Below are 15,772 nucleotides of genomic sequence, written 5' to 3'. Positions count from 1 at the left end.
TTGGCAACAGCGTTGCTTAAGTGGTTTGCATGACTGCCAACGCCCCTCTCCGCGTCGGACTCGTCGGCTACGGCCTGGCGGGCTCCGTCTTCCACGCCCCGCTGATCGCCGCGACCGAGGGCCTCGTCCTCGACACGGTCGTCACCTCGAACGAGGAGCGGCAGGCGCAGGCCCGCGCCGAGTTCCCCGGTGTGCGGTTCGCGGCCTCGCCCGACGAGCTCCTCGCTCGCGCGGACGAGCTGGACCTCGTCGTGATCGCCTCCCCGAACCGGACCCACGTCCCGATCGCGACGGCCGCGCTCGAGGCCGGCCTGTCCGTGGTCGTGGACAAGCCCCTCGCCGGTACGGCCGCCGAGGCCCGCGAGCTGGCCGCGCTGGCCGAGAGCCGGGGGCTGCTGCTCTCGGTCTTCCAGAACCGCCGCTGGGACAACGACTTCCGCACGCTGGCGCAGCTGATCGAGGACGGCGAGCTCGGCGACGTACTGCGCTTCGAGTCCCGCTTCGAGCGGTGGCGTCCGGAGCTGAAGGGCGGCTGGCGCGAGTCGGGCGACCCGGAGGAGATCGGCGGGCTGCTGTTCGACCTGGGCAGCCACGTCGTCGACCAGGCGCTCACCCTGTTCGGGCCCGCCGTGCAGGTGTACGCGGAGTCCGACGTACGCCGGGCCGGTGCGGCGGCCGACGACGACACGTTCATCGCGATCACGCACACGAACGGCGTCCGTTCGCACCTGTACGTCAGTGCCACGACGGCCCAGCTGGGCCCGCGCTTCCGGGTGCTCGGCTCGAAGGCCGGCTATGTGAAGCACGGCCTGGACCCGCAGGAGGCCGCCCTGCGCGACGGTGTCCGCCCGTCGGCCGGCGAGCCCTGGGGCGAGGAGCCCGAGGAGCTGTGGGGCCGGCTCGGCGCCGGTGAGTCGCCGCTGACCGGGGGCGGCAAGCCGGTCCGTACGCTCCCGGGCGACTACCCCGCGTACTACGCGGCCGTCGCGGCGGCCCTGCGCGGCACCGGTGAGAACCCGGTGACCGCCCTGCAGGCCGCCGCGGCGCTGGACGTCCTGGAGGCCGCGCGCCGCTCGGCCCGCGAGGGCGTCTCGGTCACCCTTCTTCCCCACCACGACGAGGAGCAGCACGCATGAACCCCAGCGCTCCGACCATTTCCGAGCTCATCGCGCAGGAGCGGCGTCTGACGCTGCCGCATTTCAGCTACGACGACGCGTACGCGCTGGGCGGCCTCCTCGTCGCGCTGGCCCGCGACCGGCACGCCCCGGTCGCGATCGACATCCGGCGCGGCGCGCAGCAGCTCTTCCATGCCGCGCTGCCGGGTTCGAGCGCGGACAACGACGCCTGGATCGACCGCAAGCGCAAGGTCGTGGAGCGGTACGGGGAGAGCTCCTACCTGGTGGGCACCCGCTTCCGGGCGAAGGGCACCACCTTCGAGGAGTCCTCCCGCCTGGATCCGGACACGTACGCGGCGCACGGCGGTTCGTTCCCGATCTCGGTCGAGGGTGCGGGCGTGATCGGTACGGTCACGGTGTCGGGCCTGCCCCAGGCCGAGGACCACGCACTGGTGGTCGAGGCCCTGGAGCAGTTCGCGACGCGCCGCCCGTCCTGAAATCGCGGTCCGCCGGGCCGGTCGACGTGACGGTGGCCCGCGGACCGCACAGACGCACCGCACATGCACCTGTCATGTTTCGGACAACATCCGGAGCGTTCGCCCGTGGGGGCCGTCCTGCCGGGCGGCCCTCGCCGGCGTCGTGGCCGGGGCGCGGCCGGATCGATGGCGACGGAGGATTTCGCGGTCCGCGCCGCGAACAGGGTCGCTGCCTGCGGGAACGGAGATCGACGATCATCCCGCGCGCGTGCCGTACCGGTCGGCAGGGACTCCGGTGTCGCCCGTACGTATACGGCGACACATAGCGGCAATGATCCCGAAACGATCGGCGATCGGGTCGCGGTGGCAGGATTCCGTCCACCATTGCCCCATGAATCTATCAGCGCCGTTGACGTAAGGATGGCGCTGTTTTAGCGTTTGGTCTCGTGCGACCAGCCGGTGGCTGAAATTCTGGCATTATCGCGTCCACGAGAAGCGGTGAGCATGTCCGAAACGGAAGCAATATCGGCAATACCCGCACATGAATTCCCCACGCTCGTCCATGTGCTCCGGTACCGGGCGGAGAAGCAGCCCGACGCCACCGCCTACGTCTTCCTCACCGACGGCGAGGAGGACGAGCTGCGCATCGGATACCGGGACCTCCTGGAAGCCGCCGACGGCGTGGCGAGCACATTGGCCGCCGGGCACCGGCCGGGCGAGCGGGCCCTGCTCCTCTTCCCGCCGGGGCCGGACTACGTCATCGCGTTCTACGGATGCCTCCTCGCGGGAATCGTGGCGGTCCCGGCCTATCCGCCGCAGGACGCGCGCAGCCTGGGCCGGTTGGACGCGATCGTCGCCGACGCCGGCGCGAGCATCGCCCTGACCACGAAGGATCTGCTGCCGGTCGCCAGGTCGGTGCTGGACGCCCCGTTGGCATGGATCGCGACGGACGCGCGGGCGGAGGAAGCCGTCCCCGCCCAGGATGCCCCTACCGCGGCCGAAGGACGGGCGGAGCCCGCGGGACCGACGGCCGACCAGGTCGCGTTCCTCCAGTACACGTCGGGCTCCACCCGGCTGCCACGGGGGGTGGTACTCACCCATGCGAACCTTGTGCACAACGCGGAAACCATTTATCAGGCCTTTGCCGGAACGCCCGAAGATGTGATGGTCAGCTGGCTTCCTCCATACCATGACATGGGCCTCATAGGCGCTATTCTGTCTCCCCTTCACGGCGGATTCCCCGCTGTCCTGATGGCCCCGTTACATTTCCTTCAGTCGCCTTATCGCTGGCTGAAAGCAATTTCGGTGCACCGCGGGACAATCAGCCCGGCCCCGAATTTCGGTTACGAATTATGCGTCCGCAAGATCGACGACGAGCAGCTGGCGTCGCTCGACCTGTCCTCCTGGCGTGCGGCGGTGAACGGCGCGGAACCGGTACGGGTGGAGACGGTCGAACGGTTCGCGGAACGGTTCGCCGGCGCGGGCTTCGACCCCGCCGCCTGCCGCCCCAGCTACGGCCTCGCGGAGGCCACCCTGCTGGTGACGGCGGACCCCGTGGGCGAGAACGTGCGGCGTTTCCCGGTCGAGGGGGTGCCGAGGATCGCCTGTGGGACGGCTCGGGGCGGCCAGTCCGTCGTCGTCGTGGACACCGCCACGCTCGCCCCGGCGGACCCCGGGCAGGTCGGCGAGATCTGGGTGTCCGGCCCCAGTGTCTCCACCGGCTACTGGGGGCGCCCCACCGAGAGCGCCGCACTGTTCGGAGCCACCCTGCCGGACGGCCGGGGCCCCTACCTGCGCACCGGAGACCTGGGAGCGCTGGACGCGGACGGTGCGCTCGCCGTCACCGGAAGGCTGAAGGATCTCCTCGTCCTGCGCGGGCGCAATCTCTATCCGCACGATGTGGAGAACGCCGCCGAGCAGGGCCACCCCGCCCTGCGGCCCGGTTGCGGAGCGGCGTTCACCGTCCCCGTGGACGGCGAGGAGCGGCTGGTCCTGGTGGCCGAGGTCGCGGACGGAGCGGACCTCGAAGCCGTCACTCTGCGGAGCCGCAGCGCGGTGTGGGAGGAGTGCGACGCCGAACTGCACGAACTGGTGCTGATCCCGCCCCGGACCATCCCCAAGACCTCCAGCGGGAAGATCCAGCGACGCGCGACCCGGGAGGCGTATCTCTCCGGTGACCTGCCCCGGATCGGCGGTCTGCGGGCCGACGCCGCGGTGGCGACGCCCGGGGGGACGGACCGCACACCTCCGCGCACCGCCCTGGAGTCACTGATAGCGACGGTCTGGGCCGAACTGCTCGGACGGCCCGAAGTCGGAGTCCACGAGGACTTCTTCGCCTCGGGGGCGCAGTCCCTGCTCCTCGCCCGGCTCGCCGTGCGGATCGAGCAGGAGCTGCCGGTGCGCGTCACGGTCGGGGACCTCTTCCAGGCGTCGACGGTCGCGAAGCTGGCCGAGCTGCTGGAGAGCCGCCCGCTGGCCGTCGACGAGGCGCACGCCGCCGGCCTCCTCGCGGGTGGCGACGACGGCTGAACCGTCCCGCCCGGAACAGGACCCCCCGCCGCCCGGAGGCGGCCGCACACCGCCCCGACGCGCAGCACCGCCCGCTCGCTCCGCACCTCTCCTACGTACGCCGAACCGGCAGGGGAAACCATGGATACGTCAGACGTGGTGGAAACGCTCGACCACCTGGTCGCCGACGCGACCGATCACCACTACAGCCCTTACACGCGCTTCGAATGGGTCGACGAACTCGCCGAGCAGCAGTGGTGGATGACGCCCGACCTGCTCAGCGTGGCCGGTACCCGCTACGCGCGGGAGCTGGACGAGAAACAGCTCATGAGGCTCAGCAAGTGGGAAGCCGTCAACTTCTTCAGCCTGAACATCCACGGCATACGCGAGCTGCTCATCGAGGTGACCCGGCGCATCCACAGCCCCGGGTTCGAGTTGCCGTCCGAGTTCTTCCACCGCTTCCTGGGCGAGGAGAACGGGCACATGTGGTTCTTCGCCCAGTTCTGCCTGCGCTACGGCGACAAGATCTACCCGGACAAGTCGCTCCCCGTCACGGTTGCGGAGGAGGACATCGATGTCGCGCACTTCCTCGTCTTCGCCCGCATCCTCATCTTCGAGGAACTGGTGGACCACTTCAATCTCCGGATGGGACGCGACGCCACGCTCCACCCCCTGATCCGGGAGGTGAACCAGGTGCACCACGACGACGAGTGGCGCCACATCGTCATGGGGCGCAAGCTCGTGGGTCTGCTCTACGAGCCGCTGCGCGAGCGCGGCGACCAGGAACTGCGTGATCGCCTGGACCTGTACCTGCGGCGCTACATCACCGCGAGCGTGCAGTCGCTCTACAACCCCTCGGTGTACCGGGACGCGGGCATCGCCGAGCCCTTCGCCCTCCGCGAGGAGCTGCTGAAGGACCCGGCGCGGACGGGCTACCACGAGACGTTCTTCAAGCGCATCACCGGGTTCCTGACGAGCCAGGGGATCATCAGCCGCTCCCCGTTCGAAGGGAGCGCGGCCTGATGGCGGACGCCGAGATCGAACGCGTGCGGGCCTGGCTGCTGGCGCGCAACCCCGAGGTGACGGCGATCGACTGGGACGAGGACCTCATCGACAGCCGGCTCATCGACTCCCTCGACTTCCCCCAGCTCCTCTTCCTGCTGGAGGACGTGGCCGGCCACGAGCTGGAACTGACCGCGGAGAACGTCGTCGGCTTCCGGACCCTGCGCGGCATCCGCGACAAGGTGCTGGTGGACTCCCTCGGCGGCGGTGCGCCATGAGCGACCTCTACACGGCGCGCGGCGGACTCGTCACTCTCGGGCCGGAGCTCGTCCGCCTCATGGACCTGCTGGACGGACACTTCCGCACGTGGGCGCGGGAGGCCGGCGCCGCCCCGATGCTCTTCCCGACCGTGATCGGCGCCGCCGACCTGGAATCCATCGACTACTTCGACAACTTTCCACAACTCGCCCTGATGACCGCCCCGTTGAGGCTCCCTGCCGAAGGGGGACCGACGGGCGGGGCCGTGGCGGACGGCCTGGCGGTCGCGGCGGACCGTCTTGGACCGAGTGAGTACGGGCTGGTGTCCGCGGCCTGTTACAACGTCTACCTCCATCACCGCTCCAGCAGCCTCACCGGCCCCCGGTTCGTGACCACCGTCGCCAAGTGCTTCCGCAACGAGGACTACTACGACGGGCTGCGCCGGCTGCGGGGCTTCACCATGCGGGAGATCGTCTGCCTGGGCCCCCGTGAGGCGGTCCTGGAACACCTGGCCGCGTTCCGTACGAAGGTGGTCGAGTTCGCGGCCTGCCTCGGCCTCGGGCTGACGGTCGAGGCGGCCTCGGACCCCTTCTTCGAGAAGGACGGCGGGCGCGCGCTGCTGGCCCAGCTCTTCCCGGTGAAGGAGGAGTTCGTGCACGGCTCCACCCTGGCCATCGGCTCCCTGAACTTCCACCGCAACTTCTTCGGGGAGCGCTGCGACATCTCCCTCGCCGACGGGGGGCCCGCCTACACCGGCTGCGTCGCCTTCGGCCTGGAACGGTGGATCGCGGCACTCCTGGAGACCCACTCGAACATCGACGACATCCTCGAACGGGTCGCGGAGGCCGCTTCGTGAGCGACCTCCTGGGCCGGCTGGCGGCATTACCCGAAGCGGAGCGGGCCCGGCTCATGGCCCGGCTGCGGCAGGAGCCCGGCGCGCCGGCGGCGTCGGACGTCCCGGGACCCGCGGCAGCGTCACCGGATGCCGCCGGTCCGGCATCGCCTTCCGCCGGTCCGGCACCGGTGCCCGCCGGGTCCGGCGCCGCCTCCGACGCCCAGGAGCGGCTGTGGCTGCTCCAGCGGCTCGACCCCGCGAGCCCGGCTCACCACCTCTCCGCCGCGTTCCGTCTGACGGGGCCGCTCGACACCGGGACACTGAGCGCCGCGCTGACGGAGATCACCGCACGCCATCCGGCGCTGCGCACGGGTTTCCGCGAGCACGAGGGCCGGCCGGTGCCGCACGTCGTGGAGCCCGCGGCCGTCGAGCCGGTGTTCGTGGACCTCGGCGAGCTGGAACCGGAGGAGCGTGAGCGGCGGGCACGGGAGCTGCACCGGGAGGAGGGCACCCGCCCCTTCGACCTGGAGCGGCCGCCGCTCGTCCGGTTCGGGCTCTACCGCTGCACCGCCGAACAGCATGTGCTGACGGTGGTCGCGCACCACCTGGTCTGCGACGGCTGGTCGGTGGGCGTCTTCGCCGAGGAACTGGCCGCGCTCCACGACGCTCTGAGCGAGGGACGCCCCTCCCCGCTGCCGCCGCCGCCACGCGCAGCGGCGCCCCGCCCCCAGGGGGACCGCGCAGCGGGGTACGACCGCTCGGCCGCGTACTGGCGTGCGGAGCTCGCCGACGGCCTCCCGGTCCTCGACCTCCCCACCGACCGTCCGCGACAGGCCCGGGAGACGGTCGCGGGTGCCCGGCACGGCTTCCGTATCCCCGCCGCCCTCCACGACGAGCTGCGCGCGGCCGCCGGCCGGGACCGCTCCACCGCCTACGGGTTCCTGCTCGCCGCCTACGCCGCGACGCTGCACCGCATCACGGGCGGGCGGGACTTCGTGATCGGCGCCCCCGTGGACGAGCGCCGCGGCGCGGACGAGGGGCGGCTCATCGGCTTCCACGTGAACACGTTGCCGCTGCGGGTACGACTGCGGCCGGGCATGACGTTCGCCACGGCGGCCCGGCACGCCGGTGAGGTGCTGAGCGGGGCGCTGACCCATGACATCCCCTTCGGGGACATCGTGCGCGAGGTCGGTCCGCCCAGGCCTGCCGGGCGGACCGTACTGCGGCAGACAGCTTTCTCCCTCCAGCCAGCCGTCGCCGACGGGCTCCGGGCGGGCGGGCTGACCTTCACCCCGGCCGCGCCCGACGACTTCCACCTGGGGGTCTCGCCCCTCGACCTCAGCCTCCATCTGCGCGAGCAGGACGGCGAACTGCTCGGCTGCCTCGAATACCGCACCGACCTCTTCGACGCCGCGACGGTCGCCGCGTGGGCCGAGGAGTTCCAGGGGGTCGTCCGCCGGGCGGTCCGGTCCCCGCAGTCGTCCGCCACGGCCGACGCCCCGGAACAGGCGGACGCGCCGCCCCCGGAGACCAACCTGACGGACAGCCAACTGGCTCTGTACTTCGGCAAGAAGACCTCCGGTGACGTGCGTCTCTACTACGAGAACGTCACCGCGCTCTTCACCCTCGCCGGGCCGCTCGACCACGAGCGGTTGCAGCGTGCCTTCCAGAAGCTGGTGGACAACAGCGACGCGCTGCGCAGCACCTTCCACGAGATCGACGGTGTCCCGGTACGACGGGTGAGCGAGACGGCGGCCGCCCCGGTGGACCTGGTGGATCTGACCGACGAGCCCGACCCCCGTGCCGCGGCCATGAGCTGGGCGCGCAGGCGTTCGGAGGGCGGACTCGACCCCGCCCGGGCGGTCTTCGACTCCGCCCTGCTCCGGCTCGGCGCCACCGACTGCGCCTGGTACCTCAACGTGGACCACCTGGTCTGCGACGCCTGGTCCATGGCGCTGATCCTGCGCACCCTGTCCACGTACTACGACCTGGACCGGGAAGGGCGACTCGACGAGGCCGAGCCCCTGCCGCCGTTCCAGGCGTACGTCGACCACGAGCGCTCGCTGCGGGGCTCGGAGCGCCGCCTCCGGGCCGAACGCCACTGGCGCGGGGCCCTGGACCGGCCGGTCGAACGACTCGCCTTCCACGGCCGGGAGGACACCGCTGCCGGCACCACCCGGACCGCACGCCTGAGCGTCGACCTCGGTGCCGGACGCAGCACCCGCATCACGGAGTTCGCCCGGCAGGAGGGGTACGCGTCGCCCGCCACCGCGTTCGGGACGGCGCTCTTCGCCTATCTTCACCGCGTCGGGGGCGGCGAACACCTGCGTGTCGGGACGCCGTTCGCCAGTCGCACGCCCGAATTCCGTTCCACGGTGGGCCTGTTCATGAACGTGCTGCCGCTCCAGTTGCGGATCGGCGGTGACACCACGTTCCGGCTGCTCGCCCGGGAGGTCCAGCGCTCCTTCCTCGACGCCGCCCGCCACCAGGACCACGTACCCCGGCACCGCGGCGGCGCACGCCTCTACGACGTCTACCTCAACTACCAGAACGCCGTCTTCGAAGGCTTCGGCTCCCCGGCCGGGTTCGACCTCGTCGACACAGGTCACTCACCGGACCGCCTCACCCTCCAGGTCCGTGAACTGCGCACGGACGCCGCCGCCCCGCCCCGGTTCGTACTCGACTTCGACTTCAACACCGCCTGCTTCGGCGAGACCGAGCGGGAGCGCACCACCGGTCACTACCTCGCGCTGCTCGACGCCCTGCTGGAGAGCCCCGACGATCCGGTGGCCGCCCCGACGATGCTGTCCGACGAGGAGGTGCGGCTGCTCGACTCGTACAACGACACCGCACGGCCCTACGACCTCGACACCCCCCTGCACGTCCGGGTCGAGCAGCAGGCGCGCCGCACCCCCGACGCTCCGGCGGTCGTGTTCGAGGGCAGTACCCTCACCTACGCCGAGCTGGACGCGGCGGCCGACCGCCTGGCCCGGCGCATCCGGGGGGCCCAGGACGCGTCGCGGGCCGGTGGTTCGCGACCCGGGCCCACGGTGGCGGTGCACCTGGACCGTTCGACGGAACTCGTCGTCTCCCTGCTGGCGGTCCTGAAGGCGGGCGGCGCCTACCTCCCCGTGGACCCGGCCACACCCGCCGAGCGCATGGCGTTCATGCTGTCGGACGCCGGCGCCGACCTCGTCCTCACCGCCGGGCCGCTGCCGGCGGGCGGCCTCCCGGACGGCATACCCGTACTGCGGGTGGTCGGTGCCGCGTCGGATCCGGAAGGGGTACCGGGGCAGTCGCAGGGCCCGGACCCGGTGGTCGGGCCCGACCGAGCGGCCTACCTCATCTACACGTCGGGTTCCACCGGCACACCCAAGTGCGTCGAGCTCACCCACCGGGGCATCTGCAACCGGCTGCTGTGGATGCAGGAGACCTACGGGCTCACGGCCGCCGACGCGGTGCTCCAGAAGACCCCGTTCACGTTCGACGTCTCCGTGTGGGAGTTCTTCTGGCCGCTGACGACCGGCGCGCGGCTCGTGGTGGCCCGCCCCGAGGGCCACCGCGACCCCGGGTATCTGGCCGAGCTGATCCGCCGCGAATCGGTGACGACCGTCCACTTCGTGCCGTCCATGCTGCGTGTCTTCCTCGCCGACCCGGCATCCGGTCCGGCCTCCGGCCGGGGCGGGCCGCTGCGTCGCGTCTTCGCCAGCGGCGAGGCCCTGCCCGCGGACCTCGTCGGGCAGTTCTTCGCGCGCAACCCCCATCCGGGCGTCGAACTGCACAACCTCTACGGCCCCACCGAGGCGTCCGTGGACGTGTCCGCGTGGCGATGCGGGCCGCAGGACGCCGAGGGCCCGGTCCCCATCGGCCGTCCGGTAGCCAACACCACGCTCGACGTTCTCGACGACCGGCTGGTCCCGGTTCCGCTCGGGATCGTCGGCGAACTGCACATCGGCGGCGTTCAGCTCGCCACCGGCTACCGGAACCGCGACGCCCTCACCGCGGAACGGTTCGTCCCCGACCCGCGCCGACCGGGCGGGCGGCTCTACCGCACCGGGGACCTCGTACGCCAACGGCCCGACGGGGCGATCGAGTTCCTCGGCCGGGCGGACGGGCAGGTGAAGCTGCGCGGATTCCGCGTCGAACTCGGCGAGATCGAGACCCGGCTGGCCGCCCACCCGTCCGTACGAGCTGCCGCCGTGCGCCCGTGGGAAGACCGGCTCGTGGCGTACGTCGTCGCGGCCGGCGGTCCCGGCGGGGCACCGGGCCGGGACGAACTGCGGACCTTCCTCGCGCGCTCGCTGCCCGACCACATGGTGCCGCCCGAGTACGTCGCACTGGACGCCCTCCCCGTCACCGCCAACGGCAAGCTCGACCGTGCGGCCCTGCCGGCGCCGGGCAGGCCGTCCGATCACGGCGGCGCGGTCCGCACCACGCGGACGACGGTCCAGCGGGCCGTCGCCGCACTGTGGGCCGAACTCCTCGGGCGCGACCCGGCCACGATCGGCCTCGACGACGACTTCTTCGAAATCGGCGGCCACTCGCTCCTCGCGGCCCGTCTCGTCGCCGCGGTGACCCGCCGCTTCGGGGTGCGGCTGCCGCTCACCTCCCTCTTCGAGGCGCCCACCGTGGAGCGGTTCGCCGAACTGATATCCGTCGGGTCGGCGCACGCCCAGGTCCTCCCGCTGCGGGCCCCCGTCACGCCGGCGCCGCTCTTCCTGCTGCATCCGGCGGGCGGCGACGTCATGGCGTACCGGCAACTGGTACGGCTGCTGCCGGAAGGGCGGGAGGTGCTCGGCGTCCGGTCCCGCGCCCTGTCCGGCGAGCCCGAGGCGAAGACCTTCGCCGCGATGGCCGCCCAGTACGCCGACCTGGTCCGTGACCGCAGGCCCACCGGGCCGTACCACCTCGCGGGCTGGTCGATGGGCGGCGCCCTCGCCGTCGAGGTGACGGCCGTGCTGGAGGCGGCGGGTGAACACGTCGAGTTGGTCGCCCTGCTCGACTCGTCCGTCCCCGGGGCCGGCGACCCCGATCCGCTGCTCGCCCCCGCCGTGGCCCTCGCCGACTCCCTCCCCGGACTGGCCGTGACCCTTCAGGAGACGGCCGCACTCCGCGAGCGGCTGCGCGGACTGCCGTTGCAGGAACGGCTGAAGCAGTTGATCACCTGGGCCGAGGAACGCGGCTTGCCGGCGGTGCCCACCGAGGCTCTGCTGCTCCAGGCCGAACTGGCCGAGCAGCACGAGCAGTTGGTGCTGGCCCACCGGCCCTCGGGGGTCGACGCCCCGCTCACCGTGTGGTGGGCCCGCGAGCGGCTCCGTGAACCCCGCACCTCCTGGGCCCCACTGACCCGGGGAGGGATCCGCGAGGAGGCGACCCTCCCGGGCAACCACTTCACCCTGCTGCGTCCGCCGCACGTCGCCGAGGTGGCACGGCGACTGGCGTCCGCCCTGGACCCTTCGGCGGCACCGGCACGAGAACCGTCAGCCCACAACGAACCAGAACGAGAAGGAAGTGAGCAGCTGTGACCTCTGCGCAAGCCGATCAGGGGACCACTCCGCCGCCCGAGACCCCCGTCCCCGCCGCGGGCACGCCCAGGCTGGCCGTGGTGGCGGGGGTGGTCACGGTCGTCCTCTGGGCTTCCGCGTTCATCGGCATCCGTGCGGCCGGTGACGACATCGACCCGGGCGCCCTCACCCTGGCGCGGCTCTTCATCGGGGCCGTGCTGCTGGGCGCCGTTGTCCTGATCCGCCGGGTCCCCATGCCGCCCCGCGCCGACGCGCCGCGACTGATCCTCTGCGGATTCCTGTGGTTCGGCGTCTACAACGTCGCGCTCAACGCCGCAGAGCAGCGCATCGACGCGGGCACCACCTCCATGATCATCAGCCTGGGCCCTGTGCTCATCGCCGTACTGGCCGGGCTGCTGCTCAAGGAGGGATTCCCCCGCTCGCTGGTCATCGGCGGCACCGTGGCGCTCGCCGGCGTCCTGCTGATCGGCCTGGCCACCTCCAGCGAGGGCCTGGACGCCGGGACGGGGAGTGCGCTGGCGCTGCTGGCCGCCGTGGCGTACGCGGCCGGTGTCGTCACGGAGAAGCCGCTGCTCGCCAACAGCTCCGCGCTCGTGGTCACCTGGCTCGCCTGCGTCGTCGGCGCCGTGCTGTGCCTGCCGTTCCTGCCGCAGCTCATCGACAACCTCTCGCACGCGAGCGGCGAGTCGATCGCCTGGACGATCTACCTCGGTGTCTTCCCGACCTCGGTGGCCTTCACCACCTGGGGGTACGCGCTCGCCCGCTCGACCGCCGGAAAGATGGGCGCGCTCACCTACCTCTCCCCGCCGATCGCCGTGACCCTGGCCTGGCTGATCCTCGCCGAGACGCCGCCGTGGCTGGCGGTCGTGGGCGGCGCGCTGTCGCTCGGCGGCGTCGTCTTCAGCCAGCGCAAGAAGTGAGAAAGGGTCCGGCGGTCACCGCCGCCACCGTCGCGGTCGCCGACACGCGCGAGGTACTGGCCATGCCCGGGGCCGGCCCCTCGGTCCTGACACCGGCCGAGGCGCTCCGTCTCGCGGCGGCCCGTACGGACGGGGCGCGGGCGGACTTCGTCGCGGCGCGCTTCCTGGCCCGGCTCTGCGCCGCCGACCGGAACGGGGGCTCGCCCCGGGACGTCGTGCTGGAGCAGCGGTGCCCGGACTGCGGCGGCCGGCACGGCAGGCCGAGGGTCGTCGGGGGCCCGGGAACGGCGCCCGAGGTCAGCCTCTCGTACGCGGACGGGGTGGTGGCGGCCGCGGCGGCCGACCGCCCGGTCGGCGTCGACGTGGAGAGGCTGCACCGCGACAGGGCGCCCGGTCTCCGTACGCTGCGGCGCTTCCTGACCGCCGGTGAGGCCGACCGGATCCGCCGATCCCGCACCCCCCGGGAGGCGCTCCTGCGCACCTGGGTCCGGAAGGAGGCGGTGGTCAAGGCGACCGGTGCCGGTCTGCCCGGGATGGCCCTGCTCGACCTCTCGCACCTGCCTCCCGGTCCGGCCGGTCCGGATCGCCCGCACCGGGCCGGCGTACGAGCCCCGCGAGGTTCGCGTGGCTCGTACGACCTGTACGACCTGTACGACCTGGCCGACGTCCCGTCCGGGGTGATCGCCGCGGTGGCCGTCGCGGTCGCCGCCCCCGGTTCCACGGCCGCCCCCCGTTCCCCCGCCGCCTCCGGTCCGCGGTCGCTGCGGTCGCTCGACCTCGACCTCGAAGAAACGATCGACACCCCCTCATACCAGGGAGACACATCATGACCGAGGTACAGAACCCGTTCACCCCTCACGAGAGCGTCATCCCGGACGCCCTGACCACGGTGCTTCTCGGACACAACGCCTTCCAGTTCATGCGTGCCGGAGTCGAACTCGGTCTCTTCGACCTGCTGGAGCGCAGTCCCGGCGCCGGCCGGCAGCAGATCCTCGAAGAACTGGGTCTCCAGGAGCGGGCGTTGGACATCCTGGTGCTGGGCGTCAGCTCGCTGAAGCTGGTCGAGCGCACCGAGAGCGGCTACTTCAACACCAAGGACGTCTCCGACCTGTTCACCGGCGGCCACTGGGAACTCGTCAAGGCCGTCGTCGGGTTCGAGGCGTACGTGACGTACCCGGGGCTCGTCGACTTCACCGAGTCGCTGCGGGACAACACCAACGTCGGCCTGCGCAGGTACCCGGGTGACGGCTCCACGGTCTACCACCGGCTGAGCGAGGACCCCGAACTGCTTCAGGTCTTCTACCACTTCATGGGCACCTGGTCGGCTGTCGCCTCCAAACACCTGATCAACTACGGCGACTTCAGCTCCTCCCGGCGCATCCTGGACGTCGGCGGCGGCGACGCCACGATGGCCATCGCGGTGGCGAAGGCCCACCCCGAGGTCGAGGTCACCGTCCTCGAGATCCCGAAGGTGGTCGAACTGGCCCGCGAGCGGGTGGAGGCAGCGGGGCTGAGCGACCGCGTCAAGGTCGTCGAGGGGGACATCTTCGAGGACGCCTACCCCGAGGGTCACGACACGGTGATGTTCGTCCACCAACTGCAGATCTGGCCGCAGGACCGCATCCGCGTGCTGCTGGGCCACGCGCACTCCGTACTGCCCGTCGGCGGCCGGGTGATGATCCTCAACTCCATGTCGGAGGACAACTACGACGGCCCTCTGATGGCCGCACTGGCCAGCCCCTTCTTCGCCGCGGTGGCCGGCGAGGGCGGGATGCTCTACGCGTGGGAGAAGTACGAGGAGTCCCTGAAGGAGGTGGGGTTCGACTCGGTCCTGCGCACCCGCTGCACCGAAGCCATCACCCCGCACGGCATCATCACGGCGACCAAGTGACGGGCACACTGCCCGCGGCCGGCCCGCTGGAGGACCTCGTACGACTGCGTGAGGACCTCCACCGGGAGCCGGAACTGGGCCTGCACCTGCCGCAGACCCAGGCGAAGGTCCTCGCGGCGCTCGACGGACTGCCTCTGGAGATCACGACGGGCAGCGGCCTGTCGTCCGTCACGGCCGTGCTGCGCGGCCGTGGCGGCGAGCACGGGCAGGGCGACCCTCCCGTCGTGCTCCTGCGCGCCGACATGGACGCGCTGCCACTGACGGAGGCGACCGGCCTCCCGTACGCCTCCGAGTTCGAGGGCCGGGCGCACGCCTGCGGACACGATCTGCACACGGCCATGCTGGTCGGCGCGGCACGGCTGCTCGCGGAGGAGCGGAACGAACTGGCCGGGGACGTGATCTTCATGTTCCAGCCGGGGGAGGAGGGGCACCACGGCGCGCGGCTGATGATCGAGGAAGGGGTACTGGAAGCGGCGGGACCGGGCCGTCGCCCCGTTGCCGCGTACGCGCTCCACGTGGCGTCCTCGATACTGCCGGCCGGCCTGGCGCTCACCCGCAAGGGGCCGCTGCTGGCCGGGGGCGACGCGCTGCGGGTGACGGTCCGGGGCCGGGGCGGGCACGACTCGCAGCCGCATCTGCTGAGGGACCCGGTCCCGGCCGCGTGCGAGATGGTCCTCGCCCTGCAGACGTACGCGAGCCGGGGCTTCGATCCCTTCGACCCGGTACTGATCTCCGTCGGCAGCATCCACGCGGGCACCTCGGCGAACATCATCCCGGACGAGGCCGAGCTGAAGATCGGCATCCGCACCTTCGGGCCGGGTGCGAAGGCGCAGGTCCTGTCCGGGGTGACCAGGGTCCTGGAGGGGGTCGCGGCGGCCCACGGCGTGACGGTGACGGTGGACCACTCCATGGACTACCCGGTCACCGTCGTCGATCCGGCCGAGGCGGACTTCGCGGCCGAGACGGTCGAGAAGACGCTGGGGCCGGGCCGGCTCGTCTGGGCGCCGACCCCGCTCAGTGCGTCGGAGGACTTCTCCTTCGTGCTCGACGAGGTGCCCGGAGCCATGCTGTTCCTCGGCGCCTGCCCGCCGGACCGCGACCTCGGGACGGCGAGTTTCAACCACAGCCCCGACGCCGTCTTCGGCAGCGAGGTCCTCGGCGACGGCGCCCGGCTCCTCGCGGACCTGGCCGGACGGCGGCTGGCCTCGGCGGGCTGACCGGCCGCTGTCGGACGGTGGCGGC

The 15,772-nt window shown here is 72.0% G+C and carries 11 protein-coding genes; all 11 read left to right on the top strand.

The genetic code is table 11. The annotated features are described in order from the left end of the window. Positions 1-29: 29 nt before the first annotated feature. A complete protein-coding gene (locus OG257_RS24400; RefSeq protein WP_329210722.1) occupies positions 30-1,136 on the top strand; it encodes a Gfo/Idh/MocA family oxidoreductase in 1,107 nt (368 codons plus the stop codon). Further along, on the top strand, positions 1,133-1,612 hold the full coding sequence (locus OG257_RS24395) for a heme-degrading domain-containing protein (RefSeq protein ID WP_329210720.1): 480 nt from the start codon (positions 1,133-1,135) through the stop codon (positions 1,610-1,612). Before OG257_RS24400 ends, OG257_RS24395 begins: the two co-directional genes overlap by 4 nt. 483 nt (positions 1,613-2,095) lie before the next feature. Then, positions 2,096-4,120, top strand: a complete 2,025-nt coding sequence (locus tag OG257_RS24390) for an AMP-binding protein (protein WP_329210718.1) — start codon at positions 2,096-2,098, stop codon at positions 4,118-4,120. Between the two features lie 120 nt (positions 4,121-4,240). Continuing rightward, complete coding sequence (locus OG257_RS24385; protein ID WP_329210716.1) at positions 4,241-5,122, top strand: diiron oxygenase; 882 nt, start codon at positions 4,241-4,243, stop codon at positions 5,120-5,122. After that, a complete protein-coding gene (locus OG257_RS24380) occupies positions 5,122-5,379 on the top strand; it encodes an acyl carrier protein (RefSeq protein ID WP_329210714.1) in 258 nt (85 codons plus the stop codon). Before OG257_RS24385 ends, OG257_RS24380 begins: the two co-directional genes overlap by 1 nt. After that, positions 5,376-6,215: a hypothetical protein gene (locus OG257_RS24375; protein WP_329210712.1), complete on the top strand. Its 840-nt coding sequence runs from the start codon at positions 5,376-5,378 to the stop codon at positions 6,213-6,215. The genes OG257_RS24380 and OG257_RS24375 overlap by 4 nt, the downstream gene beginning before the upstream one ends. Further along, positions 6,212-11,719 (top strand): non-ribosomal peptide synthetase, encoded by a 5,508-nt coding sequence (locus OG257_RS24370; RefSeq protein ID WP_329210711.1) that lies wholly within the window; start codon positions 6,212-6,214, stop codon positions 11,717-11,719. Before OG257_RS24375 ends, OG257_RS24370 begins: the two co-directional genes overlap by 4 nt. Further along, a complete protein-coding gene (locus OG257_RS24365) occupies positions 11,716-12,639 on the top strand; it encodes a DMT family transporter (protein WP_329210710.1) in 924 nt (307 codons plus the stop codon). The genes OG257_RS24370 and OG257_RS24365 overlap by 4 nt, the downstream gene beginning before the upstream one ends. Beyond that, complete coding sequence (locus OG257_RS24360) at positions 12,636-13,469, top strand: 4'-phosphopantetheinyl transferase family protein (protein ID WP_329210709.1); 834 nt, start codon at positions 12,636-12,638, stop codon at positions 13,467-13,469. The genes OG257_RS24365 and OG257_RS24360 overlap by 4 nt, the downstream gene beginning before the upstream one ends. Further along, the gene (locus OG257_RS24355; protein ID WP_329210707.1) at positions 13,466-14,530 is read left to right on the top strand and encodes a methyltransferase; all 1,065 of its coding nucleotides are present in this window, start codon (positions 13,466-13,468) and stop codon (positions 14,528-14,530) included. The genes OG257_RS24360 and OG257_RS24355 overlap by 4 nt, the downstream gene beginning before the upstream one ends. After that, a complete protein-coding gene (locus OG257_RS24350) occupies positions 14,527-15,747 on the top strand; it encodes a M20 metallopeptidase family protein (RefSeq protein ID WP_329210705.1) in 1,221 nt (406 codons plus the stop codon). The genes OG257_RS24355 and OG257_RS24350 overlap by 4 nt, the downstream gene beginning before the upstream one ends. Positions 15,748-15,772 lie beyond the last annotated feature (25 nt).

The sequence above is a fragment of the Streptomyces sp. NBC_00683 genome (assembly GCF_036226745.1).
Lineage (GTDB): Bacteria > Actinomycetota > Actinomycetes > Streptomycetales > Streptomycetaceae > Streptomyces.
Note: the sequence above shows the minus strand (reverse complement) of the source record. Positions and strands in the feature narration are given on the sequence as shown.